This is a genomic window from Pedobacter sp. JY14-1 (genome assembly GCF_029269825.1).
In the GTDB taxonomy this organism is placed as follows: Bacteria; Bacteroidota; Bacteroidia; order Sphingobacteriales; family Sphingobacteriaceae; genus Pedobacter.
This window is the reverse complement of the sequence record NZ_JARJHU010000008.1, coordinates 725,614-752,130: the sequence shown is the minus strand read 5'-3', so window position 1 is coordinate 752,130 and position 26,517 is coordinate 725,614. Positions and strand designations below refer to the sequence as shown.

Below are 26,517 nucleotides of genomic sequence, written 5' to 3'. Positions count from 1 at the left end.
ATTCGCAGAGAGAATGAAGCAGCTTGCTTAATGATACCGGTCCGGAAATATATCATCCGTCTTTTTCTGCTGCTCCCGACTATAGGAGCAGTGATGCTGCTGCCTGCCTGTTCGCTGGACCGGCGGCTTTCGGCAGACCTTTCCCGGCAACTCAAACAATCTGCCACATTCAGTCATCACTATACCGGGCTGGTTATATACGATCTCGAAAATCAAAAGGCCCTTTTTTCGCAAAACGGGGACAAATATTTTACCCCGGCTTCCAATACCAAGCTTTTCACCTTTTATGCTGCCCTGAAAATGCTGGGCGCCAGTATACCCGCTTTGCGGTATATCGAAAAAGGTGATTCCCTTATCTTCTGGGGTACCGGCGACCCCGCCTTCCTGCAGTCCCGCCTTAAAGATCAGACAGCCTGGCGCTTCCTTCGCGAGACTCAAAGACAACTTTTTTTTGCTGCCGGAAGGTATACCGGCAGCTTTTACGGCAGGGGCTGGCAATGGGACGATTACAATGATGATTATCAGGCCGAAATTACAGAACTGCCCCTGCTCGACAACCTGGTCAGGGTCAGGGCCGATCAAAACCAGCTGAAGGTTATACCCGGGCGTTTCCGCGACAGTTTGGTGCGGATATCCGGGCCGGCCGGGGGAAAAGACTTTAGCATCATAAGGGACTTTAATCAGAACATCTTTCGTTACCCTGCGGGAGACATTCCAGAACAATACGAACAGGAACTGCCTTACCGGACCAGCACCGCAACCACGCTGGCCATTCTTGCAGACACGCTGGGCAAGCCCGTAATGCAGGCAGGTCTGGCTATGCCTGCCGGGGCGAAGACCCTATACGGAGCTTCCCGCGATTCCGTTCTGAAAGAAATGATGCTCCCCAGTGACAACTTCATTGCCGAGCAGCTTTTGCTGGTCTGTGCTGACCAGCTGGGCAGACAGGAAACAACCGGGGACCAGCAGGCGGGCAAGTCCGGGTGGGCAACGCTGAGTGCTGAAAAAACCATCAGCTACATCAGCAGCCACTTTCTTCAAAGCCTGCCCGACAAACCTGTCTGGATAGACGGCTCCGGCCTTTCACGTTATAATTTATTTACACCCAGGAGCATTATCCGGCTTTTGGAGCTTATCCGGGAAGAAATTCCCGAACAGCAGCAACTTTTCAGCTTATTGCCGGCCGGCGGTAAGACCGGAACGCTTAAGAATGCCTATCCGGGAACAGACAAGCCCTATGTTTTCGGCAAGACCGGCAGCTTTTCCAATAACTATAATCAAAGTGGTTATCTGATCACTAAAAAGGGCCGTTTACTGGCCTTCGCCTTTATGAACAACAATTTCACCAGTCCTGCTGCAGAAGTCAGGACCGCCATCGCTAAGCTCATCAGCAGCATCCACGAAAAATACTGAAATATACACTTACTGGTTTGCGACCATCAGCAGTTCTATGTCCTTAAAGGGAATGCCAAACATATTGGCCAGGTCCTTATTGGTCAGGTGACCTTGATAAATATACAGCGCTTCACGTATGCCCGGCTTGCTCCAGACGACATTCATTAAGCCACCCATATCTCCTATATCCACCAGTATAGGGCTGAATATATTCGTCAGCGCATAGGATGCTGTCCGGGGTACCCGGCTGGCTATATTGGGAACACAATAATGGATCACATCGTGTATCCTGAAAACCGGGTCCTTATGGTTGGTCACGCGGGAAGTCTCAAAACATCCGCCCTGGTCAATGCTCACGTCGATCACCACCGAATTCGGCTTCATCCGGGCTACGGTCTCTTCCATAATGATGCAGGGGCTGCGGCCATTTTGCGCACGGATCGCGCCGATCACCACGTCACAGGTCGTAATCGCCTTTTCCAGTACGATCGGTTGCATTACCGAGGTGAATACCCGGCTGCCCAGATTGTTCTGCAGCCGCCGCAAACGATAGATCGAAGTATCGAAGACCTTTACCTCCGCTCCCAGGGACAATGCCGTCCTGGCTGCATATTCGCCGACCGTGCCCGCTCCCAGAATAACGATCTCTGTCGGTGGTACCCCGGTGAACCCACCGAGCATCAAGCCTTTTCCCCCGGTCACATTGCTCAGGTATTCTGCGGCGATCAGTATAGAGGTGGCGCCCACGATCTCACTCATCGCACGCACTACGCTCAGCACATTCCCCTCATCGCGTAAGTGCTCGAAACATAGGGCATTGATCTTTTTGGCCAGCATCGCTTTCAGGTAAGACTCGTTCAGCCCGCCCATCTGCATTGCCGAGATCAGTGTCTGCCCCTTGTGCATCAGACCGATCTCCTCAAGGGTCGGCGGAGCGATCTTTACCAGCACATCCGCCTTAAAGACCTCATCCTTGCTGTAGGAGATCTGAGCGCCCTGCTCGGCATAGTCCTTGTCCGAGAACATGGCCCCCTGACCGGCGCCCGACTCAATCAGCACCTGGTGCCCATTGTTCACCAGCAGCGCCACCGACAGCGGGGTCAATGCGATACGGTTCTCCTGGAAGGAGATTTCCTTTGGGATACCAATATACAGACTGTTACTTTTTTGCTTGATTTCGGACATCGCCTCCTTGGGTTGCAGCAACCCTTTCTTGGCAATCTCGGCCATACCTTCACGTAATCCTGTAGCCATTATTTTTTAATAGATAATTTGCTGAAATTACAAAAAATGCGGCAATCAGCGCGAAAAAATCGTAGCTGTACGGTTATAAAAATACATCAGCACAGGTATTTACACCTCCGGAGGGATTTTATACGCTTTTAGACAAAAGCAGTAGCCTTTCCGTTACCCCGGTCGCCTTGATGGAAACCGTCAGATAATTTTCAGGCAACAAGGGCTCCACTTTTTCCGGCCACTCGATGAAGCAGTAATGGCCTGAATAAAAGTACTCCTCGTAGCCGATGTCGTAGGCCTCCCGCAGGTCCCTGATGCGGTAAAAATCAAAATGATAGACAATGGTATCGCCGGCATGATATTCATTGACGATGGAGAAGGTCGGGCTGGAGACAGTCTCTTTTACCCCCAAAGCACTGGCCAGCGACTTGATGAGGGTGGTTTTCCCCGCCCCCATGCTACCCCTGAAAATAAAAATCCGTTCATTTCCCGCATGCTCCAGAATGACTTTGGCCACTTCGTCCAGTTCCTGCGGGCTGCTTACAGAGATTTCGGTTGTTTGCATGTCCAAATTTAAGAATGATTCTTCAATCATTGCCACAACGCTGCGATCAGGATCGTATTGCCAGCATGTTCAGGGCAAATTGAATCCACGTTGAGTCCATGTTTTTTATATAAAAAGGTGGACTTAACGTGGACTCAACATGGACTCAACACGGACTTAAGGTATAGTATCACCCATCTCAGGCCAAATGGTAAGCTTATCTTGAAGAATACGTAACCACAGGAATGATCATTTCCTCCAGGGAAATCCCGCCGTGCTGAAAGGTTTCGTTGTAATAATTGACAAACTGATTGTAGTTGTTCTGGTAGACGAAATACTGGTCCTCCTTGGCAAAGATGTAATTGGAACTGATATTGATCTTAGGCAGCTGGGCCTCATGCGGGTTTTTGACCAGGAAGACCTCCTTTGGATTGTAATTGAGGTTGCGGCCCTGTTTATAGCGGAGATTGGTATTTGTGTTCCGGTCGCCAATGACCTTGCTGGGATGCTTAACCCTTATTGTACCGTGATCGGTCGTGATGATGAGCTTTACGTTTTTCTGCGCCAGTTTCTTGATCAGGTCCATAAGCGGAGAATGCTCAAACCAGGATAGGGTAAGTGAACGGTAGGCGGCATCGTCATTGGCCAGTTCCCGGATCATCTGCATATCGGTGCGCGCATGGGAGAGCATGTCCACGAAGTTGTAGACGATGGCATTGAACTCATTTTGCATCAGGTTATTGACCTGGTCGTTAAGCGACCTGCCCTCGTCATAAGTGAGGATCTTATGGTAGCTGAATTTACAGTCTTTGCGTAAACTTCTTTTGATCTGATCGGCGAGAAAAGTGCCCTCGTGCAGGTTCTTGCCCCCTTCATCGTCATCATTCTGCCAGAGGCCGGGGAAGCGTTTTTCCATTTCCAGGGGCATCAGGCCGGAAAAGATGGCATTTCGTGCATATTGTGTGGCGGTGGGAAGAATGCTGCAGTAGATGTCTTCTTCTTCCAGGCGGAAATGTTCCGTGATGAGCGGGTTAATGATGCGCCACTGGTCATAGCGCAGGTTGTCAATGAGGATAAAAAAAACCGGAACACCGCCGCCAAGCAGCGGGAACACTTTTTTTTTGAGCAGTTCACTGGACATTAACGGGGCCTTGCTGCGGTCCTTGATCCAGTCCAGGTAGTGATCTTCCACGAACCTGGAGAACTGGGTATTGGCCTCCGATTTCTGCATGGTCAGGATTTCGTGCATTTGCGGATCATCCAGCTTTTCGAGTTCAAGTTCCCAGAAGACGAGTTTTTTGTAGACGTCTACCCATTCCTCATAGCTGAGCTTGTCATTGAGGGTCATTCCGATGCTGCGGAAGTCCTGCTGGTAGGCCATGGAGGTTTTTTCGCTGACCAGCCGCTTGTTGTCGATGAGCTTCTTGATCGTGAGCAGGACCTGCTTGGGATTGACCGGCTTGATGAGGTAATCGTCGATCTTGGAGCCGATGGCATCTTCCATGAGATTTTCCTCCTCGCTCTTGGTAATCAGTACTACAGGAACATCGCTGCGGATGTTCTTAATCGCGCTGAGGGTCTCCAGGCCGCTCATGCCAGGCATGTTCTCATCGAGAAAGACCAGGTCATAATGGTCTTTGTCAAAGGCCTCCAGGGCATCATTGCCATTGGTGAACGTGGTGACCTGGTATCCTTTTTCGTTGAGAAGGAGAATATGGGGCTTCAGAAGATTGATCTCATCATCTGCCCAGAGAATTTTGGTTTCCTGCATCTTTTGTTTCCGCTATTGGATTTTGTTTCGGCTATCGGATAAAATTAGCAATTTTTGTACCGTAACATTTGCTTGTCCACATTTAGCTTTTCACTTTGAATAAAAAGAAAATCATTAACGATCCGGTGTACGGCTTCATCAGCATCCCTTCGGCGATGGTGTTCGACCTGATCGCTCATCCGTATTTTCAGCGGCTCCGTTATATTAAGCAACTGGGTATGACGCACCTGGTGTATCCGGGTGCACTGCACACGCGCTTTCACCATGCCCTGGGCGCCATGCACCTGATGGGTCTGGCGATCGAGGTGCTGCGGGGCAAGGGCCACGTGGTGACACCGGGAGAGGAAGAGGCGGCGACGATAGCGATACTGTTGCACGACATCGGACACGGCCCGTTTTCACACGCGCTGGAACATTCTCTGGTAAAGGGCATCAGGCACGAGGACATTTCGATGTTTGTAATGGAGCGCCTGAATGAGGAATTTGGCGGCAGGCTGGAGGCCGCGATAGCGATTTTCCGGGGACGCTATCCGAAGAAGTTCCTGACCCAGCTGATCTGCAGCCAGATGGACCTGGACAGGATGGATTACCTCAACAGGGACAGTTTCTTTACCGGGGTCAGCGAGGGCGTGATCAGCTTTGACCGGATCATCAAGATGTTCAATGTGCTGGATGATGAGCTGGTCGTGGAAGAAAAGGGAATTTATTCGGTAGAGAAGTTCCTGATTGCGCGGCGGCTGATGTACTGGCAGGTGTATTTGCACAAGACGGTGGTGGCGGGAGAGATGGTACTGGTGAAGATCCTGAAAAGGGCCAAATCACTGGCCGCCGCGGGTGAAAGCCTTTTCGCCTCACCTGCACTGGCGCATTTCCTGAAGCAGGAGGTCTCGGAGGCAGAATTTTTTTCGGGAAATTTCCACCTCCGGGAGTTTATGAAGCTGGACGACCAGGATATTTTTACTTCGGTGAAGGTCTGGTGCGACCATCCGGACCGGATCCTTTCACGTCTTTGTCATATGCTGACGGACCGTAACCTGTATAAGGTGGAGATTGGAAGCGTGGTGCCGAATCCGGAGCGGGTAGCGATGCTCAGGGAAAATGCCATGCGCCTGTTCAGGCTTTCAGCGGAGGAAGCGGGATATTTTGTGTTTACTGATGTGATCATGAACAGGGCTTACAATGCGGGCATGGGAAATATTAATATCCTGCTGAAGAACAGCAGCATCATCGATATTGCGAAGGCCTCGGACCTGTCCAATCTGGAGTCCCTGGACCGGACGGTGGAGAAGTATATCCTTTGTTATCCGAGATTGATTTAAGCGGATAAATGGGATTTAGCATTTTTTAACAAAATATCTGGTTTTTTATGCCGTTTTTAGTTTTTCTAAACAACTAACCCGGAATCTGGCATGATCAGAACAATTCTGAGCATCGGCGGATCTGTATGAACAATGAAAAACCATTACTGCAAACGGATAAAAACGGGCCTAAGGAGGTTTATTTGTTCATATCAATTTAACATTTAACTTTGTAGAATGCAATTTACTGCCAAGCAGATAAGCGAATTTATAAATGGTTCTGTCGAAGGTGATGCGGGCGTCAAGGTCGGTGAACTTTCGAAGATAGAAGATGGTAAGGAGGGCTCGCTCTGTTTTCTGTCCAATCCTAAATATGAGGGTTTTTTATACTCGACGAAGGCTTCTGTGGTCATTGTAGGTCAGGATTTCGTGCCTTCCCAACCGGTGCAGAGCACGCTGATCAGGGTAGCAGATCCCTATAGTGCTTTCTCATTATTGCTGGAAAAATACAATGAGGCGGTGAATATGGCGGGTGCCCGGTCGGGGATCGAACAGCCGAGTTTTATCCATCCTTCGGCCAAGATAGGCAGGAATGTTTACGTCGCCGCTTTTTCCTACATCGCGGAGGATGTGGAGATCGGTGACAATACAAAGATTGAGGCGCAGGTATATCTGGGTGCAGGAACAACGGTCGGATCGGACTGTATACTTTTCCCTGGAGTGAAGGTTTACAACAAGTGTGTGATCGGCGACCGGGTGGTGCTGCATTCAAATACGGTGATCGGAAGCGATGGCTTTGGCTTTGCGCCTCAGCCTGATGGTACTTATTCGAAGATCGCACAGATCGGGAACGTGGTGATCGAGGATGATGTGGAGATCGGGGCGAATACGACGATCGACCGGGCTACGATGGGCTCTACATTTATCCGGCGGGGAGTAAAGCTGGATAACCTGATCCAGATCGCACACAACGTAGATGTGGGCGAACACAGCGTAGTGGCCGCACAGTCGGGCATTTCCGGCAGTACGAAGCTCGGGGAGAAATCTGTGGTGGGGGGGCAGGTCGGTATTGCAGGCCATCTTTCCCTGGCACGCAGGACGCAGATCGGCGCCCAGGCCGGCATCAATTTCAGCATTGCTGAGGAAAACAAGCAGTGGCACGGCAGCCCGGCGCAGCCCCTGCGCGACTGGATGAGGGCTTCTGTGATCTTCCGGCAGCTGCCCGCGGTAGAGAAGCGCATCGGTATGCTGGAGACCAGGCTTGCTGAACTCAGGTCATTAATCGAACACAACAGTACAACACAAAATAATGAACGTTAAGCAAAAAACGATAAGAAACGAGGTCTCTGTTACAGGTGTCGGACTCCATACCGGCGTGAACGTAACGCTGACCTTTTGTCCGGCCCCGGAGAACCATGGTTTTAAGTTCCAGCGTACGGATCTTCCCGGGCAGCCGGTGATCGATGCGGACTGTGATAATGTAACGGATACGGCAAGAGGAACAACAATCACCCAGAACGGCGCCAGCGTAAGCACGGTCGAACATGTCATGGCTTCGCTGGTCGGCATGGACCTTGACAATGTGCTGATGAAGCTGGACGGCCCCGAAACGCCGATCATGGACGGTAGTGCCATCCAGTTTATTGATGCGCTGGAAAACGTGGGCGTGCAGTTGCAGGACGCTGACCGCGAGTATTTTGCGATTCCCCATAACATTACTTATACCGAACCCGACAGGAAGGTGGAGATTGTGGCGATGCCGCTGGATGACTACCGCTTTACCTGCATGATCGATTATAATTCGCCGGTACTGGGCAGCCAGCACGCGGGTATTTCAAGCATCGGTGAATTCAAAAAGGAAATTGCTTCCTGCCGTACGTTCTGCTTTCTGCATGAGCTGGAATACCAGCTGCAGAACAACCTGATCAAAGGCGGCGACCTGAATAATGCGATCGTGATCGTGGACAAAGAGGTGACTAAGGACGAGCTGGACCACCTGGCGCTGATCTTTAACCGCAAGGCGATGGAAGTGGCTCCGCAGGGCATACTGAACAATATGGAGCTGCGTTACCAGAATGAGCCGGCGCGGCATAAGCTGCTGGACATGATCGGTGATCTGGCGCTGGTGGGTGTGCACCTGAAGGGGCATATCATGGCAGCCCGTCCGGGACATGCCGCAAATGTGGCTTTCGCCAAGAAGATCAAGGCGGCGATGAAGAAGGAGAAGAACAAGAAGGTGCAGCATGTATATGATCCCTCAGTGAAACCTCTGTACGATACCGTGCAGATTATGGACATACTGCCGCACCGGCAGCCGTTCCTGTTTGTCGACAAAGTGCTTGAACTTTCCAAGACCCATGTAGTTGGCGTAAAGAACGTGACGATGAACGAGGAGTTCTTCAAGGGACATTTTCCTGGGCAGCCGGTGTTTCCGGGCGTGATCCAGATTGAGGCAATGGCGCAGACCGGAGGTATCCTGGTGCTGAGTACGGTACCTGATCCGAAGAATTACCTGACGCTGTTCCTGAAGATTGACAATGTGCGTTTCAGGGCTCAGGTGGCGCCGGGCGATACGATCGTGTTCCGCTGCGACCTGATGGAGCCGATCAGACGCGGGATCGCGCAGATGAAAGGTGTGGGCATGGTGGCCGGCAAGGTGGTGGTGGAAGCCGAGATGATGGCGCAGATTATAAAAGTAAAAGATAGCGAACCGATAGCATGATACAACCTTTAGCGTATATACATCCGCAGGCTAAGATTGCGGACAATGTAGTCATTGAACCTTTTGCGGTAATCCATAAAGATGTGGTGATCGGGGAAGGAACCTGGATCGGTTCAAACGTGGTGATCATGGACGGGGCCCGTATCGGCAAGAACTGCCGGGTATTTCCGGGATCGGTGATCTCCGGCATCCCCCAGGACCTGAAGTTTGCCGGAGAAGTAACGACAGCGGAGATCGGCGACAATACGACGATCCGCGAGTGTGTCACGATCAACAGGGGAACGAAGGACAAATGGAAGACGGTGATCGGAAGTAACTGCCTGATCCAGGCCTATTCGCATATTGCACATGACTGTGAGGTGGGAGACTATTGTATTTTTTCCAATAGTACGACGCTGGCAGGCCATATTACGATCGGTAACTACGTCGTGCTGGCAGGCCTGGTAGCGATCCATCAGTTTGTGAAGGTGGGGGCACATGCGTTCGTAACCGGCGGCTCGCTGGTGCGAAAGGATGTGCCACCGTATGTAAAAGCTGCCAGAGAACCGCTTTCCTATGCGGGTATCAACTCGGTGGGCCTGAGGCGCAGGGGGTTTTCTTCGGAGAAGATCAACGAGATCCAGGAAATTTACAGGGTGTTGTTCGTAAAGCACAACAATGTGACTAAGGCGCTGGACATGATCGAGGCCGAGTTTAAGCCGACGGAGATCAGGGACGAGATTGTGGATTTTATCCGTAATTCCAACCGGGGTGTCATGAAGGGCTTCGGCATGGGTAGCTGATCTTTCAGATGACCATTACGCTCGAGAATGCAGGCCGCAGGTTTAATCAGGAATGGATTTTCCGGGGTATGGATTATGTGTTCAGCAGCGGCGAAAGCTACGCTGTGCTGGGACCGAATGGTTCGGGCAAGTCTACCTTGCTGAGCCTGCTGATGGGGGCATTGTCCCCTTCCGAGGGCAGGGTTTCGTATGTTTCCGGCAGCCAGGTGGAGGTGGACCAGGTGTATAAGCATTTGAGCTTTGCCGCTCCTTATCTTGACCTGATCGAGGAGTTCACGCTGCGGGAAACGATCAATTTTCATTTTAGTTTTAAGGGTTTCGTTGCCGGGCTGGACGCCGGATCGGTGATGGAATTGCTGGGGCTTTCGGGGGCGAAGGATAAGGCATTGAAATATTTTTCCTCGGGAATGAAGCAAAGGGTGAAACTGGCGCTGGCATGTTGTTCGGATTCAGACTTGTTGTTACTGGATGAACCGACATCTAACCTGGACAGGCAGGGCCTGAGGTGGTACCATGACCTGATGGGCCGGTTTTCCGAAGGAAGGCTGGTTGTGGTGGGGTCTAACCAGGAAGAAGAATATACTTTTTGCAGGCATTCCCTGTACATTACAGATTACAAAACGGGCAAATAAAAATTTTCAAAATATCTATTGTTTAATTTAAAAATAGTCTCTACCTTTGCGGCACGAAAAAAAGCCGGTAGCAGAGGCTGAATTTCAGAAAAAAAATGGCAAAAGCATCAGACGTAAAAAGTGGTAACATCCTCCGTTTCAACGGAGATCTGGTACAGGTTGAGGAATTTATTCACCGTACTCCTGGTAACCTGCGCGCTTTCTACCAATCAAAAATGAGGAACGTAAAGACCGGGAAACTGGTGGAATACAGGTTCCGTGTAGACGAGGAAGTAGAGATCTGCCGGGTAGAGACCAATGACTACCAATATTTGTATGAAGATGGTGACGGGCTTGTGGTGATGGATAACAACACTTTTGAGCAGTATACGATTCCTAAGTTGTTGTTTGGAAAAGGAGTAAGGTTCCTGAAGGAAGGTATGAATGTGATCGTGGCCTTTGAGAGTGATGAGCCGATCATGGCGCAGACACCTTCGCATGTGGAACTGGAGATCACTTATACAGAGCCTGCCGTTAAAGGCGATACTTCCACTAATGCAATGAAGTACGCGACCGTAGAGACCGGGGTAGAGATCAGGGTACCTATGTTCATCAATCAGGGTGACAAGGTAAGGGTGGATACCAGGACCGGTGATTACATGGAGAGAGTAAAATAAGAATTTTCATAGTTTAGTTTTAGGTTTAGGTTGATTGTGGCTTCGGAGTGGTTCCCGAAGCCATTTTTTTTGCGCGGTTTTTTTCGGGCTGGAAAGCAATGTGCGCCTCAGCGGCTGGAATTGTTGCGGCGCTGCGCTTGCAACATCCCTATGCCGCTTCAGCGCAACATTGCTTTCGCCCCTGAGGCGCAGAACGGGGCGTAAAATTGATGGTTTCGGAAACGGGGGGATCGGGTGATGTTGGGAGCGCGGAGATTGGGTGGTGATTTTTGTATTTTTGGCTGGAATAAATGCGGAAAGAATGACTAAGGCAGAACTTAGGAAGCAGTCGCTGCGGGCGCGTAAGGCGTTGTCGGAGCATCAGGCGGAGGTTTACAGTAAGATGTTGCTGGAACAGTTTAAGCGACTGAATTTCGAAGGCGTGCGGGCAGTGCATCTGTTTCTGCCGATCCTGGAGCAGCGGGAGCCGGATACTTTTCTTTTTATTGAGTGGCTGGAAAGGGAGTGGCCGGAGGTGAAGGTCATCGTGCCGAGGGCAGATTTTGATACCGCTTTGATGACGCACCATGTTTATCGCGGGCGGGAAGAGCTGGTGAAGAATTTGTACAATATTCTGGAACCACCGGCGCGGGAATGGCATACCGGGGATATAGATGTGGTGTTGGTGCCGCTTTTGGCGTTTGACCTCAGGGGATACCGTGTGGGATATGGCAAGGGGTTTTATGACCGTTTTTTGGGGGCAATGCAGACCAGGAAGGTCGGCCTTTCTTTTTTCGGGCCGGTTGAGCTGATCGATGACGTACACCAGGATGATGTGAGACTGGATATCTGCATTACGCCGGAGCGTATCTATGAGTTTTCCTGAAAAAGGAGCCTTTCCCTTGTCTTAAATGGTCTGTGTGTCCTGCAGTTCTAACAATACCGGGCAGTGATCGGAGTGGACGGCATCCGGTAAAATAGTGACGCTTTTGAGCCGCTTGAGCATGGGTTCAGTAGCCAGGTGATAGTCGATGCGCCAGCCCAGGTTCTTGGCTCTTGAATTGGCCCTGAAGCTCCACCAGGTGTAATGGTGCGGATCTTTATTGAAGTGCCGGAAGGTGTCGATAAAACCATTGTTAATGAACAGGCCCATCCATTCCCGTTCTTCCGGCAGGAAGCCGGAGGAATTGGCATTGGATTTCGGATTATGGATGTCGATCTCTGTATGACAGATGTTGTAGTCTCCCGAGATGATCAGGTTGGGAACGGTCTTGCGCAGCTCCCGGATGTACTGGTCAAAAAAGCGCATGAACTCATACTTTTTTACCTGGCGTTCATCGCCGCTGGAGCCTGAAGGCATATAAAGGCTCATGAGCGAGAAGTGGCCAAAGTCCGCACGGATGATGCGCCCCTCCCTGTCGATCCATTCTTCGCCGCAGCCATATTCAACGTGATCAGGCTTGATCCTGGTGAATATGGCGACACCGCTATAGCCTTTTTTCTCTGCCGGGAACCAGTAGTGGTGGTAGCCGAGCTGGTCGGCCAGCGTGAGGATGTCCGGGATCTGGGCCGGAAGGGCTTTGACTTCCTGGAGACATACCATATCCGCGTCTACGGCCTGGAGCCAGCCGAAAAAGTTCTTGGTAGCGGCGGAACGGATGCCGTTTACATTGTAGGATATGATCTTCATAATTTGCGGTTTAGTTGGTTCAGCAGGGAGTATCTGTTTTCAGGGTGCTGCGGGTTTTGCAGCTGCAGCTGCTTTTCAAGTTTGCGTGCTTCCCGGCGTTTCAGCAGGCTTACGCTCATGTTGATGTCTTGCCGTGGACGGTAATTTCCATCTTTTTCCTGTGCGGCGATGCGGTCTACCATATCCAGGCCCGATACGATTTCACCAAATACCGTGTAATTGCGGTCCAGATGAGGGGCGCCGCCCAAAGTTTTGTAGACTTCGCGCTGCCATCGGGGGATGACCAGTCCCGGCCGGTTCTGCTGCAGCGCATCCAGTTGTTCGTCGGTGAATACCTTGCCCTGTACCAGGTAGAACTGGCTGCCGCTGGAGGCTTTCTCGGGGTTGTCGTCCCTTGCGGCGGCAAGAGCCCCTTTTTTATGGAAAAGGCTGTCCCGGAACTCGGCTGGAACGGTGTAGCCAACACTGCCATTCCCAAGCAGGATATCGGGTGCGGCTTTTTTGGAATCAGGATCTCCGCCCTGGATCATGAAATTCTGGATGACACGATGAAATAAGGTGCCTTCAAGTACCTTTTTCTTAACCAGACGCACGAAGTTGTCGCGATGCAGGGGCGTTTCATTATAGAGCATGACAATGCATTCTCCAAGGCTGGTCTTGATTTTTACGTACTGATGCTTTGGCTTTGCCGCGAAGGCACAAGAGAAAAGCAGACAGCCAAGCAGCGTAAATAACTTCTTTTTCACATTTGCGAAGTTAGTTATTTTTTACGCGGTGCTAACACGGGTTGTATAGCGCTTCCTGATATTTTGCTACATTTGCAAATGTACTGACTGAGTACATACAGGAATAAATGAAGATCCGTCAGAGAACAGCATTCGGCCTTAGCCTTTTTTACCTGGTCACCGTGATCGGGCTGGCGCTGAATTTGCATTATTGCGGCGGGAAGCTGTCCTCGGTAAAACTCAACGCACCTGCGGAATGCAAAGTTTGTAAAAATGAACGCAAGATCGCTTCTGGCCGGGACTGCTGTAAAACAACCGGTTTCGAGCTTAAGGTAAAGGACAGCCACCAGGCAGGCTTTAAGGTGAAGCTCCCTTCAGATTTCGGCATACAGTTATTTCTTGTACCTGTAAGTACAGTCTTCAACTCCCTGAATGCGGCTTTCGTACAGGTAGCCCGGGGAAATAAGGCTCCGCCCCGTGCGGCGATAGTGCCCCTGCACCTCTTCAACTGCGTTTTCAGAAATTAGGATCCGGACACCTCACATTCGGCCGGATTCCGGGGGCATCGCAGCCTCCGGTCAGGTAGCACCCTATTATTTTTTAGTTCGGGGACGGGTACCGGCAGTTGCTGTGTACTTGTCGAAAACTGAACATCAACACCATACATACAAACATGAAAACGATCAGATTATTTATCATTATACTCCTATCCGGAGCTGCAGGCGCTTCTGCCCAGCAGATCTCCACCGCTGAACTACAGGTAACCGGGCTGACCTGTTCTATGTGTTCACAGGCCACAGAGAAATCGCTGCGGTCACTGGATTTTGTAGAATCCATTAAACCCGACCTTAATAAAAACATCTTTATGATCAGCTTTAAAAAAGGCAGGCCGATAAATGTTGACCAGATCCGTAAAAAGGTTCAGGACGCCGGCTTTTCCGTGGGAAACCTGAGTGCAATGTTCAGTTTCAGCAATCTGAAGGTCGATGCGCAAGGTCAGGCAACAGACGGAGGTACGGTCTACAAGTTTGCCAATGCGAGTGAAAGAACGCTGAACGGCGAGATCAGGGCGACCATTATTGACAGGAACTTCATCTCTCCCCAGGCCTTCAAACAGTATGCAGCCAGGCTGAAATCACCCGCTTATGCCAGCGGTTACGGTGAGGTCAATGGAAAGAAAACGCGGATCTATCATTTGTCGATATGAGGCAGACAGCAACTGGCAGGCGCAGCCTGCGCGCGCGGTTAAGTTTTTTTGCCGTATTGATGCTAATGCCCGGAATCGCAGCCGCGCAGGAGCTGTATGTATTTACGGAGCCTGCCAGTAACATGCCGGCTAAGTCCATTGGTTTGAGGTTAACGAATGAAGGACTGTTCCGTCCGGAATTTGTCAGCCGGACTGTTCCTGAAGTCATGTTTGGGTTCAGTAAGAACCTGATGGCACACGGGCAGGCTTTCCTGTCGGATATGGACGGACGTTACCGGCTGGAAGGCGGGAGCTTATATGCGAAATACCGCTTTCTGTCGCTTGATGGCCTTAAAACCCATTCCAGGGCTTCGGTATTTGCGCGGGTAAGTACCAGCAAAAGGCCGACTTATACGCAGGACATTAACCTGGAGGGCGACAACAGCGGGGTGCAGGGCGGTCTGATCTTTACCCAATTGCTGCATAAACTTGCGCTTTCTGGTACACTGAGCTACATGCGGTCTTTCCGCGACCCGGACAAGCAATTGCAGGGCATGCCGGAGCCCCGGGAAATGCTGGGCTACAGCCTTTCTTCGGGATACCTCCTGCTGCCCTTTGTATACCGCGACTACAAGCAGCCAAATCTCAACCTTTACTTTGAGGTGCTGGGCAAGACAAACCCTTCAGACGGCAGGTCTTACCTCGACCTGGCCCCTGCTTTACAACTGGTCCTGAACAGCCGGACAAGGGTTGATCTGGGTTACAGGTTTGAGGTCGCCGGTAATCTGCCGGGCCGGTATACCCGCAACATGTATCTCGCCAGGGTGGAGTTCAATTTCTTCAATGTGCTGCAATAGATTTCTTAACATAGATCAAGGTGCAGCAGGCAGGCCTTACGTTATCTTTGCTTATCCAAAAATTCATAAATGATGAAAAAGATATTTTTATTCCTGATCGCCCTTGCCGTTAGCGTGTCTTCATTTGCACAGACCAAATGGGTTGTCGATCCGATGCACTCTTTCGTGAGCTTTTCCGTAAAGCACATGGGCATCTCCTTTGTAAATGGGTCATTCAAAAAGTTTGACGGCAGTGTCGTCGCTTCAAAACCGGACCTTACCGATGCGAAGATTGCCTTTACCGTAGATGTGAACAGCATCTCTACCGATGTGGAGCAACGCGACAAGCACCTGAAGAGCGATGACTTCTTCAACGCGGAGACCTATCCGTCAATGAAGTTCGAAAGCACCGGGTTCAAAAAACTGAGCGGCAGCAATTATGAGCTGAGCGGGAAACTGACTATCCGCGACGTGACTAAAGATGTGAAGTTCAATGTGGTCTATGGCGGCACTGCACAGCAGCAGGGCAAGACTAAAGCCGGCTTTACTGCGACAACAACCATCAACAGGTTAGATTACCATGTAAATTTTGATCAGAGCGGTGCAGGAGTGGCAAAAGATGTTGCCATTACCCTTAACCTGGAGTTTGTGGAGGCAAAATAAACGAGCATGTCATCTGTAAATGCATTTAAACAATTTACCGGCTCACTTCCCCTGAGGGAGGAGGTGATGCCGGTTTTGTTTATCGGGCATGGCTCGCCGATGAACGGCATCGAAGACAACGAATTCAGCCGTGGATGGGCAGAGATGGCCAAAGAGATACCGGTACCGGCTGCGGTGCTGGTGGTTTCTGCGCACTGGTTTACCAGGGGCACTTATATTACGGCGATGGACTTTCCTCAGACCATCCATGATTTTGGCGGGTTCCCTCAGGAGCTTTTTGATGTGGTATATCCTGCGCCGGGTTTCCCGTCCCTGGCGATGGAAACAGCGGGTCTTGTAAAAAGTACCGAAGTGGTACCTGACCATGACTGGGGACTTGACCACGGAGCCTGGACTGTAGTACGCAGAATGTACCCGGAAGCGGACATTCCCGTGCTGCAACTGAGTATAGATTATACAAAAGACCCCAGGGCGCATTATGAGCTGGCTGCCGAGCTGGCCCTGCTCCGCAGGAAGGGGGTGCTGATCCTTGGCAGCGGCAATATCGTCCATAACCTCAGGATGCTCAACTGGGGCATGATCCATGGCGGAGGCTATGACTGGGCCCTGGACATCAGCGGCAGGTTTAAGGAACTGATCCTGAACAATGACCACAAGCCCCTGCAACAATACCAGAGACTGGGGAAAGAGGCTATGCTGGCTATCCCGACGCCGGAACATTACCTGCCCCTGATGTATACGCTTGGGTTGAAGACTCCGGATGAACCGGTCAGTATCTTTAATGACAAGGCTGTAGGAGGCTCCCTGACCATGACCTCTGTCAGGATAGGCTGATCTTGCCGCCGGAAGCGTGTTAAAAATGGTTAAATATGCGCGCTTTCGTTAGATTTACGACGAAAATACAAGCTTTTGCTGGATATTTATGTTTTTAATAACCTGATCTGGATAAGGTCGTCTGTGTCCTGATATTAAGATAATTTGATGAAAAGAGGATTTTTAGTTCTATCTATTTGGCTGATGGCGCTTGGAACGCTGACTGCGCAAACTGTAAAGACCGGGGTGCTGGTGACCGGTGACGGCAGTAATGCAGTAGCCGCTAGTATACAGGCTGCGGTATCTGGCGCAAAGACGATACTGGTCGTGAATGAGAAAGGCTTTAAACTGTCCCCATTTGACAAAGATCAGCACTCCGGGATTGCTGCTGAATTTTTGAAGCGTGCAGGAAAGGCCTCAGGCAGGAAAGACAGCACCGCGTATTTCAGTATGAGCGATGCGGTGAGCAACGAAGTGCTCAGGACCTGGATGGACAGCCTGAAAAACCTTACGGTGATCCGGGGCGTCGAATGGCAAAGGATGAAACGGTCAGGTAGCGGGTGGTCAATGGAGCTGAAGGACGGGCGTACGATCCGGGCTGAAATATTCGTCAATGCCGATCGTACGGGAAGAGCGGCTTCGGCACTGGCGCTTCCCGTTTCCCCGCAGCTCTGGCAATCCTTCGGATACCAGGACAACAGTTCAAGGACCAGCGTTGCTTCGGGATATTTTTATAACGGCAGCCCTGCCCATGTCATTTCACTGTACACCTTACTCAACCCCCAACAGGAAAACCTGATTGCCCTGGACCAGGAACAGCAGAGCTTCGCCGCCGGTCAGGCGGGTGGCGCGATAGCCGCATATGCCGCAATTTTCAAAACTAAGGTCTCTGTGGCCAGTCTGAAAACGGTACAGGGCGAGCTGATTAATTATAAGCTGAACCTCGTGCCTTTCAGTGACATCAGTGCTATTGACAGTAACTGGAAGGCCATACAATTTACCGGGCTCATGGGCATACTGAAGGCAGAGCTTAGCGGCGGACAAGCCTGGTTCAGACCGGAGCAACTGGTCATGCGGGCGGAGATTGAACCTGTACTGCGGGAATATTTCTATAAGGCCCAGCTCTGGTTTGATGATCACAAAGAAGCGAAGATGACCCTCGCATCTGTATTGAGCCTGGTTTGTACCGTTGGCCATAAGGCACTGAAGAATACAGAAGATGAGGTCAGGAAACGCTGGAACGCCAGTTACCGTTTTACCACCCCATATGAACCATCCAGGCCTGCGACCAGGAGGGAGTTTGCTGTGCTGGTCAATGATTATCTGAAGCCTTTCAATGTCAATATAGACCGTAACGGCAGGGTGCTGCGCTGATATTACCGAGAACTATTTTGTTTGTCTTCGGCTATAGATTTCCTCTATAAGGTATTGATATTTAATATAGGGCGATGCCTTATTTCCATTGCATTTCAATATGGCTTGCCGTACCTTTGTGCTATAAACTTTAAAACAAGAATCATTATGGCAATAGTAGGAAAAAAATTCCCGAATGTAACTGTAGATGCGATCTCTGAAATGGGCGATGACTTAAGGATCAATATATTAGAAGAAGCGGTAAGCAAAGGCAAAAAAGTATTGCTGTTCTGGTACCCAAAGGATTTCACTTTTGTATGTCCTACAGAGCTGCACGCTTTTCAGGCCGCTTTACCTGAGTTCGAAAAACGCAATACCATTGTGATCGGTGCTTCCTGCGATACCAACGAAGTGCACTTTGCCTGGTTGAATACCCCTAAAGACAATGGTGGTATCGAAGGCGTAACCTATCCGATCCTGGCAGATACCCACCGCGCTTTGGCCAATATCCTGGGCATTGTGGAACAGGAAGTAGAATACGACGAAGAAGGAAATGAAACCTTCTCTGGTTCTAACGTAACTTACAGGGCAACTTACCTTGTAGACGAGACCGGCAAAGTATTCCATGAGAGTGTTAACGACATGCCTGTGGGCAGGAACGTAAAAGAGTACCTGAGGCTGATCGATGCTTATGCCCACGTACAGACACACGGCGAGGTTTGCCCTGCCAACTGGGAAGAAGGCAAGACCGCAATGAACGCCAACAGGAACAGTGTTGCGGAATACCTGAGCCTGAACTAATTTAAGAAAGGAAAAAGCATGTTTTTAGAATTAACAGAAGACAACCTTCAGGAGTTCGTGTCCGGCAACCAAAAGGTCATGGTTCAGTATGCCGCCTCCTGGTGCGGCAATTGCCGGATCATGAAACCGAAGTTTAAAAAGCTGGCAGCAGACAACGAAGATGTGGCTTTCCTGATCGTGGACGCGGAAAAGTTTCCGGGATCACGGAAGCTGGCTCATGTAGACAACCTGCCAACCTTTGCTGCCTTTGAAGGCGGTGCCCTGGTGGGTCAGGTTCAGACCAATAAGGCAGAAGTGTTGAACGAATTATTTGACAAGATAAAATAATGAAAATACCAGTTATCAGACAGCTGTTTGAAAGCAGCAGTCCGGAAGACCTGGAGGCCACGCTGAACGTACTGGAAGCATTTTGTGAATTCAGAGGCGTGCACCAGGAAGAGATCGATGTTGCAGGGGAACTGATCACCAATATCTGCGGTGCGCTGGAAGTACATGCCAATGTGCAGTCCGGTACAGCAGAAAGGGATGCCCTGAATGCCTTTGCGCAAAAGGTAATGGGTTCTATCGACCGGTAGTCCCGGTATCTTGAAATAAAAGGGGCCCGCCATTCGGCGGGCCCCTTTTTTAATATGGAGATTTCAAATAACGGTCTGTTATGCTAAATTCCGCCCGGCATTCACAATACCATACACGGTCCTGATCGCCAGTTTTTCATAAGACTGTCTTTCCTGCTCCGGCAACTCGTTCTGCAGTTGCTCCAGGGCGTAGTGCTGGATCAGCACCAAAGGCAGCACGATCTTCTCCCTGACCGCAATAGATCGCTTCTCTACAGGGTAATTCTCCATTAAGGTCTCATGCCCTGACAGCTTTAACAACATCGTCCTGGACAACTCGAATTCGTCGTGCAGTGTTTTCCAGAACGCTCCGTATTCCTTATCGTTTACAAAGTGCGCGGTGATCGAAAAATCTGACTTGCTCATCGACATCATGCAGTTGTCAATGATCGTCCTGAAATAACCGGATTCATGATAAGTTTCAACGACCTTGTCCCAGTTACCCTGCACTTCCTGGTTCTTCAGGGCGGTACCCATGCCATAGAAGCCAGGAATGTTTTGTTTCAGCTGGCTCCAGGAAGTCACGAAACTGATTGCCCTGAGGTCTTCCAGTTTCAGCTTAGCCCCGGAGTTCCGTTTTACCGGTCGGCTACTGATCGTGATCTTCGACAACAGCTTCAGTGGTGAGTATTTCTCCAGGTAACTCAGAAACAAGGGGTGGTTGCGCAGCGATACAAAGGCATCGAAGCTGTCCTCTGCCATGTTGTCCAGGAGGTTCTTATGTACAGGGTCCAGCAAAATATTGTGTTTTTCACGGATACCGGCAGAGATACCCGCATTGATCAGCTGCTCAATGTTGAACTCGGCACTGTCCAGCGAACCGTACTGAGAACTGATGGTCTGACCCTGTATGGTCAGCTGGATGTTCTTATTGGCAATTTCCTTACCCATAGACGCATAGAAACGGTGCGTCTTGCCGCCGCCTCTTGAAGGCGGGCCGCCCCTGCCGTCAAAGAAGGCCAGTTGTATGTTGTGTTTTTCCGCCACAGCGGTCAGCGATACCTTTGCGTTGAATATAGACCAGTTGGCCATTAGGTAACCGCCATCCTTGGTGCTGTCACTGAAGCCAAGCATGATATCTTGCTTATTTCCCCTTTTTTCGAGATGCTTTTTGTAAAAAGGATGTGAATACAATGTTTCCATGATCTCCGCTGCACCGGCAAGGTCATGGACGGTTTCAAACAGGGGCACAAAATCCATGGTCAGGTCATCTTCATGCCAGCCGTTCCAGAGGAACAATTCGATCAGTTGGAGGATATCACTGGCTTGCTGGCAGTTACTGATGATGAAACGGTGACAGGCAAGCTCGCCGTTGCTTTCCTGGATCTGCTTTACTTCCGCAATGGTCTGCAGCGTATCCTCTACCAGGTTATCGCCCTTCCCGGCATAGGTCAGCTTTGCACTCTTGAATGACAATACCTTCAGTTTTTCCTGCTCGGAAAGGCTGTCGTAATTTTCCGGGAACAGGGATACGATCGGCTTGCTTTGCCTGCAATAGGCATGTACATCGCGCAGTACACGGCTGTCCTGACGCAGGTCAAGCGAGGCAAAGTGCGCACCGTACAGCTCCACCTTGCGGACCAGGTCAGACACCAGGTCTGCAAACAGGCCGTCATGGTCTTTCTCCAATGTGGCTTTGATCCCCTCCAGGTGCCCGATCACCTCTTCGGAAATGTTCTTCAGTTCGATGTTCGGATTGAAGGCATTTTCGTACAGCAGGTCATGCACCAGCGCGATATTGTCTTCCACACCGCGGAAGGTAATGCGGCGCTTCAGGTTCTTGAAGTCCCGGTAATAGCAGCGGAACAAAATCTGACGCAGCATTTTCGATACCTGTATGGTCGAGTCCGTGTGCACATTCGGATTGCCGTCACGGTCGCCGCCGGGCCAGAAGCCCAGCTCGATCACCTTCCTGGTTTCCAGATTGAAGTCGCTCAGGTTCTTATCGATGCCCCGCTGGATATTGGCTGCCGCACAATAGAATACATTTTCCAGGTACCAGGCCAGGCTGAGGGCTTCGTCTACCGGTGTCGGTGACTTCTTGTTGAAGAAAGGAGTCTTGCCCAATTGTTGCAAGAGCAGATGTATGGTGGAAATGTCATTGGTCTTGATGGCCGAGGTCAGGTCGGTAATGATCGCCAGGACACTGCCCGGATAGAACTGTGTCGGGTGTGCGGTCAGGACCAGCCGCAGGGAAAACTCCTCGATGAGCTTTTCGATCTTGTCGCTCAGCGGGTGATTGTCTACGCCCTTTTTCAGATAGGAAAGCAGCGCATTCTCCTCGTCTTCGGCATTCAGTTTGTTGAAGGCAGCGTCTTCAATGGCATCAAACAAGACCACCTGGCGCTCGATATACTGTATGAAGCGGAAAAGCAGGTCAATGACGTCCTTATTCGCGTTAGTCTGAGTATATTTCTTAAAGAAAGCGATGATGATTTCGGCAGGTGTCTCCCGGTTATGAATACCATCTTCGCAGTACTTAATGAACAGCGGGAGTAAGGTGCCGGTGTCTTTGATCTTATAGAACGGAAGGGTAAGGAAAAGGCTGTTGTAGAGCTCGAAACGGGATACAACTTCGTTATTGAATACCGACTCTCTCTGGCCTTTCGCACGTTGTTTCTGCATCATATCTGGTGTGTGTTATTTCGCGCTCCAAGCTACCAAAAATCATCCATAAAACCCACTCCGGGCCATCCATTATTTTAAATTTGATAGTTTCTCAAAAATCTGTAACTTAGTACCATAGAGGTTAAACAAAGATTTCTAAACGTATCTGCCCGTCAGGCCTTATAAATGCAGGCCCCGGGGCAAATTAATTGTTAATTTTTTGGGGTAGAACAGCCGGTAAAGACCTTACCGGCTGTTTGTTTATTAATGTACGTCTGCAGGAACGTTCGCATTCTTCTTGAATTTTTGCAGGAATACCAGCGGGATAGAGAAGAGCAGGATGATCCCGGCAACCCAGTAGGCATCGGAATAGGTCAGCAGAAAGGTCTGCTTGGTTACCGTTCCTTCTATCGCTTTAGCAGCCAGTGTCTTGGCATCCAGGTAAGTATAACCTTTGGCCATGAAGTTCTTCACGAAGCCGTTAAACCTCTCCGTAAAAGCAGGATTGTATTCGTTGATGTTGACCAGCAGGTTACTCCTGTGGAAACCCTGGCGCACATGGATCAGTGTGGTCAGCGCAGCAATACCGAAAGAGCCACCCAGCTGCCGCATCATGTTGTTGAGGCCGGAGCCCTGACCTATTTCCGGACCCTTAAGGTCCTGTATCGCCAGTGTGGTCAGCGGTACGAAGAGCAGGGCCATGCCTACGCCGCGGATAACCAGGGGCAGGAAGAAATCACCTGTACCTGAAGCCAGTGTAGATTTGCTCAGCATCCAGCAGAATACGAAGAACAGCAGCATGCCCGTTGCTGCCATGAACTGTGCCGGAACGCCTTTTTTTAGCATCATCCCGATAAAAGGCATCAGTATAATGGTACAAAGGCCACCAGGGAACAGGAGTTCGCCGGTCTGCAGGGGTGAGAAGCCCAGCAGGTTCTGGCAGAATACGGGGAATACGAATACAGAACCGTACAGTCCGAACCCGAGGATAAAGGAGGTGACCATGCCGACGGAAAAGCTCCGGTGGCGCATGATCTTAAAATTTACGATCGGGTGGTCGGTCGTGGTTTCACGCCAGATGAAGCAGAGCAGGCCGATTACCGAGGTAACTGCGAGTGCAGTAATGTAAGGCGTGGCAAACCAGTCTTCGCTCTCCCCCTTTTCCAGGACTGTTTGCAGGCTGCCTACCGCAATGGCCAGCAAAGCGATGCCCCACCAGTCTACCGGCAGGCCCTTCGCATCTTTCGGCGTCTCCCTGACAAAGGTATAGGTACAATAGGCCGCGAGTATGCCCACAGGGATATTCACATAAAAGATCCAGGGCCAGTTGCTGACCTCAAGCAGATAACCGCCGATGGTTGGCCCCACGGTAGGGCCGACAACTGCGCCAAGCCCGAACAAGGCCGTAGCGATACCTACATCTTCACGTGGCCAGGTCTCGATCAGGATGGCCTGGGCAGTGGAAATCAGCCCGCCACCTGCAAGGCCCTGAAGGATACGGAAGACGATGAGCTCTTCCAGGCTGGTCGCATTTCCGCAAAGGAACGAAGCGATCGTAAAAAGGATAATGGAGGCAAGAAAGTAGTTTTTCCTGCCGAAACGGCTGCCCAGCCAGCCCGACATCGGTAAGACGATGACGTTGGCTACGGCATAGCCGGTAGACAACCAGGCGACGTCCTCAAGGGTAGCGCCCAGGTTGCCCTGTATCTGTGGTATCGCTACGTTCACGATGGTGGTATCGATCAGCTCCAGTAAGGAAGCCGTGATCACCGTGAAGGTAATGATCCACTTTTTTAAACCATGTTCGGCCATTACTATTCGTTTATAGAAACAGAAACTTTTACACTCATACCCGGACGCAGCTTTTCCAGTATGTCCTTAGGCGCATTGGTGATCCTGATCTTTACAGGAACGCGCTGTACTACTTTCACGAAGTTACCGGTGGCATTATCCGGGGGTAACAGAGAGCCCTTAGCGCCGGTAATGGGCGCAAAATTGTATACTTCTCCCCGGACATCCGCAGCGGGATAGGCATCCACTTCTATCTTCACTTTTGCGCCTGATCTGATATCTTCCAGCTGGGTTTCCTTAAAGTTAGCCGTTACATAAATGCTGTTTTCGTTCACAATGGAAAACAATGACTGCCCTGCCTGGACCAGCTGCCCTTTCTGCACGTTTTTCCTGGTAACTATACCAGTGGCCGGGGCCTTGATCTCGGTATAACCTAGTTGCAGCGAAGCAAAATCCACGTCAGCCTGGTGCTGGGTAACGCCTGTGCTGCTGACCGCAAGCTGGCTCTGGGTTGTGCCCACCTGTTTCTGAGCGGCGACCAGCTGGTCTTTTGCTGCGGTGTAGGCGGCTTCGGCGGCTTCCCTGGTTGCCCTGGCCTGATCAAAGGCCTGCTGGGTGATCGAGCCATCCTTAATCAGGTTTGCATAACGCTCAAAGTCTTTTTGTGCCAGTACCATCTTCACTCTTGCCGCCTCCGCATTGGCTCTGGCAGTCGCCGTGTTTGCAGCTGTTGCCGCAATCTGTGACTGCGATACGGTTACCCCTGCGCTTGCGCCTTTTTGTCCGGCCACCGCCTGCTCCAGTTTCACCTTGTAGTCGCGGTCATCCAGCTTTACCAATACCTGGCCTTCCTGCACGCGGGTATTTTCCTCGAACCGGATGTCCTCTACGTAACCGCCTACACGTGCTACTACCGGGCTGATGTCCCCGTCAATCTGGGCGTCGTCCGTATCGACGTGGTGGCTGTAATAGATATATTCCCTGATGCCGAAAATCGCGCCGATCACGATGAGTACCGCCAGTATGATGGGAACTATTTTGCTCTTTTTTTTCTTTTCAGTTGTCATTTCAGTATTTGTTATGGTCTTTTATTGGGAGATTTTTCCTGTAGATTTTAGTAACGTATAATAAGCCAGTCCGGCATCTGCCTTTGCGATCTCCAGGTTGATCTTTGCCTGGTACAGCAATGTTTCTGCGTCGATGCGGTCAATAGCTGATGCCACGTTGTTCCTGTATTTCGATTCCAGTAATTTGTCGTTTTCTGCGGCCTGTGCGATCGAGGTTTCCAGTATCCTGATCTTGTTAAGTGCCAGCTGATAGTCCTGAAAGTTTTTGTTCACTTCCTTTTTCACCTGGTCAGATATGATGTCCCTTTGAAGCACTACGTTCTTTTGTTGTACCCGGGCTTCACTCACCTTGTTCTTATTCGTCCAGAGGTTGCCGATGTTCCAGGAGACATTGGCTCCCAGGGTGATCGGAAGGATATACTGGTCAACCGGCGGGATGAACTTGCCGCTTGGGTTGATATAGTACAGGTTTGCGCCGAGGCCCACGGTCGGCAGGGTGTTCGCCCTGATCGATTTAATGTATACATCCGCTACCCGGTTTTGCAGGTCCAGTTGCTTCAGTTCCTGGCGGTTACCATAGGCCATGTCCAGATAGGTGTCCAGCGTGCCGCCGGGTCTCTGTGTGTTGTCGGGGTCTGAGATCTGCAGTTCCGTGCCTTCATCCAGGCCCAGCAGGATATCCAGGTTGTAATTAATGATCTTGCGGTTGTTCTCAATCTCCATTTCGGTCAGCGATACATTGGCCTGCTGCAACTGGAAGCGCAGCACATCGTTCTTGGTCACAACGCCCTGCTCAAAAAAACGCTGTGCCTGCTTCAGCTGTCCGGCGATCGCCTCCAGGTTCTGCCTGACGACTTTCTTGCTTTGCAGGACCTTGAACAGGGAGTAATAGCTATTGATCACTGCATAGCTGATCTCCTCCTTATCTTTGTCCGCATCCAGCCTGGCCACTTCGGTCAGCAGACGGGTCGATTCCTCTGCATACTTCAGCTTGCCACCTCCGTAGACCAGTTCCTCCACCGCGGCGGTGCCTACAAAAGCATCAGCCCGGTTGGGCAGTCGGATAGGATCCGCACCACCGATACTTAGTTTATTGGTCGGAATCTCGGCATGGTTGTACATAAATGAAGCTTTGGCCGTAGGCAGCGCATTGTCCCTTACCGTGGCCAGTCTGGCAACCGCCTCGTCAATCTTGCCCTGGGATAGCTTCAGGTTCTTGCTGTTGGCGATCCCAAGGGAAATTGCTTCGGGAAGGTCCAGTTTTTTTACCGGTCCGGCGGCCGGGGCCAACTGGGCAAAGAGCGCTGAGGGCATCAGCAAGACTGAAAAAATGATTTTATACAAATTGCGTGTCAT

Annotated in this window: 26 protein-coding genes; 17 read left to right on the top strand and 9 right to left on the bottom strand. The window is 50.7% G+C overall.

Annotated elements, in window-relative coordinates:
* Window positions 1-30: 30 nt before the first annotated feature.
* Window positions 31-1,413, top strand: a complete 1,383-nt coding sequence (locus P2W84_RS16940; RefSeq protein ID WP_276091345.1) for a D-alanyl-D-alanine carboxypeptidase — start codon at window positions 31-33, stop codon at window positions 1,411-1,413.
* Window positions 1,414-1,422: 9 nt separating this feature from the next.
* On the opposite strand, the gene P2W84_RS16935 is transcribed toward P2W84_RS16940, so the two are convergent.
* The 3 genes from P2W84_RS16935 to P2W84_RS16925 form a co-directional block, all read right to left on the bottom strand.
* A complete protein-coding gene (locus P2W84_RS16935; protein ID WP_276091344.1) occupies window positions 1,423-2,649 on the bottom strand; it encodes an alanine dehydrogenase in 1,227 nt (408 codons plus the stop codon).
* A gap of 118 nt (window positions 2,650-2,767) precedes the next feature.
* Complete coding sequence (gene tsaE, locus P2W84_RS16930) at window positions 2,768-3,196, bottom strand: tRNA (adenosine(37)-N6)-threonylcarbamoyltransferase complex ATPase subunit type 1 TsaE (protein ID WP_276091343.1); 429 nt, start codon at window positions 3,194-3,196, stop codon at window positions 2,768-2,770.
* Between the two features lie 196 nt (window positions 3,197-3,392).
* A complete protein-coding gene (locus P2W84_RS16925) occupies window positions 3,393-4,946 on the bottom strand; it encodes a bifunctional response regulator/alkaline phosphatase family protein (RefSeq protein WP_276091342.1) in 1,554 nt (517 codons plus the stop codon).
* A 95-nt stretch (window positions 4,947-5,041) separates the two neighbouring features.
* Here P2W84_RS16925 and P2W84_RS16920 point away from each other — a divergent pair, with 95 nt between their 5' ends.
* The 7 genes from P2W84_RS16920 (at window position 5,042) to P2W84_RS16890 (ending at window position 11,901) form a co-directional block, all read left to right on the top strand.
* Complete coding sequence (locus P2W84_RS16920) at window positions 5,042-6,265, top strand: HD domain-containing protein (protein WP_276091341.1); 1,224 nt, start codon at window positions 5,042-5,044, stop codon at window positions 6,263-6,265.
* Between the two features lie 216 nt (window positions 6,266-6,481).
* The gene (lpxD, locus tag P2W84_RS16915; RefSeq protein ID WP_276091340.1) at window positions 6,482-7,564 is read left to right on the top strand and encodes a UDP-3-O-(3-hydroxymyristoyl)glucosamine N-acyltransferase; all 1,083 of its coding nucleotides are present in this window, start codon (window positions 6,482-6,484) and stop codon (window positions 7,562-7,564) included.
* The gene (locus P2W84_RS16910) at window positions 7,554-8,966 is read left to right on the top strand and encodes a bifunctional UDP-3-O-[3-hydroxymyristoyl] N-acetylglucosamine deacetylase/3-hydroxyacyl-ACP dehydratase (RefSeq protein WP_276091339.1); all 1,413 of its coding nucleotides are present in this window, start codon (window positions 7,554-7,556) and stop codon (window positions 8,964-8,966) included. The genes lpxD and P2W84_RS16910 overlap by 11 nt, the downstream gene beginning before the upstream one ends.
* Window positions 8,963-9,748 carry an acyl-ACP--UDP-N-acetylglucosamine O-acyltransferase gene (lpxA, locus tag P2W84_RS16905; RefSeq protein WP_276091338.1) on the top strand — a complete coding sequence of 262 codons (786 nt, stop codon included), beginning with the start codon at window positions 8,963-8,965 and terminating at the stop codon, window positions 9,746-9,748. The genes P2W84_RS16910 and lpxA overlap by 4 nt, the downstream gene beginning before the upstream one ends.
* An 8-nt stretch (window positions 9,749-9,756) precedes the next feature.
* On the top strand, window positions 9,757-10,380 hold the full coding sequence (locus P2W84_RS16900; RefSeq protein WP_276091337.1) for an ABC transporter ATP-binding protein: 624 nt from the start codon (window positions 9,757-9,759) through the stop codon (window positions 10,378-10,380).
* 95 nt (window positions 10,381-10,475) lie between these two features.
* Entirely contained in the window at window positions 10,476-11,036 is a 561-nt protein-coding gene (gene efp / locus P2W84_RS16895) for an elongation factor P (protein ID WP_276091336.1), read from the top strand.
* 301 nt (window positions 11,037-11,337) lie between these two features.
* Window positions 11,338-11,901, top strand: coding sequence for a 5-formyltetrahydrofolate cyclo-ligase (locus tag P2W84_RS16890; protein ID WP_276091335.1), 564 nt, complete (start codon window positions 11,338-11,340; stop codon window positions 11,899-11,901).
* Between the two features lie 21 nt (window positions 11,902-11,922).
* On the opposite strand, the gene P2W84_RS16885 is transcribed toward P2W84_RS16890, so the two are convergent.
* Both P2W84_RS16885 and P2W84_RS16880 read right to left on the bottom strand, forming a co-directional pair.
* Window positions 11,923-12,705: an exodeoxyribonuclease III gene (locus P2W84_RS16885; RefSeq protein ID WP_276091334.1), complete on the bottom strand. Its 783-nt coding sequence runs from the start codon at window positions 12,703-12,705 to the stop codon at window positions 11,923-11,925.
* Window positions 12,702-13,451, bottom strand: a complete 750-nt coding sequence (locus tag P2W84_RS16880) for a peptidylprolyl isomerase (RefSeq protein WP_276091333.1) — start codon at window positions 13,449-13,451, stop codon at window positions 12,702-12,704. Before P2W84_RS16880 ends, P2W84_RS16885 begins: the two co-directional genes overlap by 4 nt.
* 107 nt (window positions 13,452-13,558) lie before the next feature.
* On the opposite strand from P2W84_RS16880, the gene P2W84_RS16875 reads away from it, so the two are divergent.
* From P2W84_RS16875 to P2W84_RS16835, 9 genes are all read left to right on the top strand, one after another.
* Window positions 13,559-13,957, top strand: coding sequence for a hypothetical protein (locus P2W84_RS16875; protein WP_276091332.1), 399 nt, complete (start codon window positions 13,559-13,561; stop codon window positions 13,955-13,957).
* A 146-nt stretch (window positions 13,958-14,103) separates the two neighbouring features.
* Window positions 14,104-14,637, top strand: coding sequence for a heavy metal-associated domain-containing protein (locus P2W84_RS16870; protein WP_276091331.1), 534 nt, complete (start codon window positions 14,104-14,106; stop codon window positions 14,635-14,637).
* Entirely contained in the window at window positions 14,634-15,473 is an 840-nt protein-coding gene (locus tag P2W84_RS16865) for a hypothetical protein (RefSeq protein WP_276091330.1), read from the top strand. Before P2W84_RS16870 ends, P2W84_RS16865 begins: the two co-directional genes overlap by 4 nt.
* Before the next feature lie 69 nt (window positions 15,474-15,542).
* Window positions 15,543-16,115: a YceI family protein gene (locus P2W84_RS16860; RefSeq protein WP_276091329.1), complete on the top strand. Its 573-nt coding sequence runs from the start codon at window positions 15,543-15,545 to the stop codon at window positions 16,113-16,115.
* A 6-nt stretch (window positions 16,116-16,121) separates the two neighbouring features.
* A complete protein-coding gene (gene ygiD, locus P2W84_RS16855; protein WP_276091328.1) occupies window positions 16,122-16,949 on the top strand; it encodes a 4,5-DOPA dioxygenase extradiol in 828 nt (275 codons plus the stop codon).
* Window positions 16,950-17,132: 183 nt separating this feature from the next.
* Window positions 17,133-18,302 carry an FAD-dependent oxidoreductase gene (locus tag P2W84_RS16850; protein ID WP_276091327.1) on the top strand — a complete coding sequence of 390 codons (1,170 nt, stop codon included), beginning with the start codon at window positions 17,133-17,135 and terminating at the stop codon, window positions 18,300-18,302.
* Window positions 18,303-18,449: 147 nt separating this feature from the next.
* Window positions 18,450-19,082, top strand: coding sequence for a peroxiredoxin (locus P2W84_RS16845; RefSeq protein ID WP_276091326.1), 633 nt, complete (start codon window positions 18,450-18,452; stop codon window positions 19,080-19,082).
* 18 nt (window positions 19,083-19,100) lie between these two features.
* Complete coding sequence (locus P2W84_RS16840; protein WP_276091325.1) at window positions 19,101-19,409, top strand: thioredoxin family protein; 309 nt, start codon at window positions 19,101-19,103, stop codon at window positions 19,407-19,409.
* A complete protein-coding gene (locus P2W84_RS16835) occupies window positions 19,409-19,657 on the top strand; it encodes a hypothetical protein (RefSeq protein WP_276091324.1) in 249 nt (82 codons plus the stop codon). The genes P2W84_RS16840 and P2W84_RS16835 overlap by 1 nt, the downstream gene beginning before the upstream one ends.
* A 78-nt stretch (window positions 19,658-19,735) precedes the next feature.
* Here the strand turns inward: P2W84_RS16835 and P2W84_RS16830 are convergent, their stop codons facing one another.
* From P2W84_RS16830 to P2W84_RS16815, 4 genes are all read right to left on the bottom strand, one after another.
* Window positions 19,736-22,324 (bottom strand): phosphoenolpyruvate carboxylase, encoded by a 2,589-nt coding sequence (locus P2W84_RS16830; RefSeq protein WP_276091323.1) that lies wholly within the window; start codon window positions 22,322-22,324, stop codon window positions 19,736-19,738.
* Between the two features lie 243 nt (window positions 22,325-22,567).
* Entirely contained in the window at window positions 22,568-24,115 is a 1,548-nt protein-coding gene (locus P2W84_RS16825) for a DHA2 family efflux MFS transporter permease subunit (RefSeq protein WP_276091322.1), read from the bottom strand.
* Window positions 24,116-24,117: 2 nt separating this feature from the next.
* Complete coding sequence (locus P2W84_RS16820) at window positions 24,118-25,161, bottom strand: HlyD family secretion protein (protein WP_276091321.1); 1,044 nt, start codon at window positions 25,159-25,161, stop codon at window positions 24,118-24,120.
* Between the two features lie 21 nt (window positions 25,162-25,182).
* Window positions 25,183-26,517: a TolC family protein gene (locus P2W84_RS16815; protein ID WP_276091320.1), complete on the bottom strand. Its 1,335-nt coding sequence runs from the start codon at window positions 26,515-26,517 to the stop codon at window positions 25,183-25,185.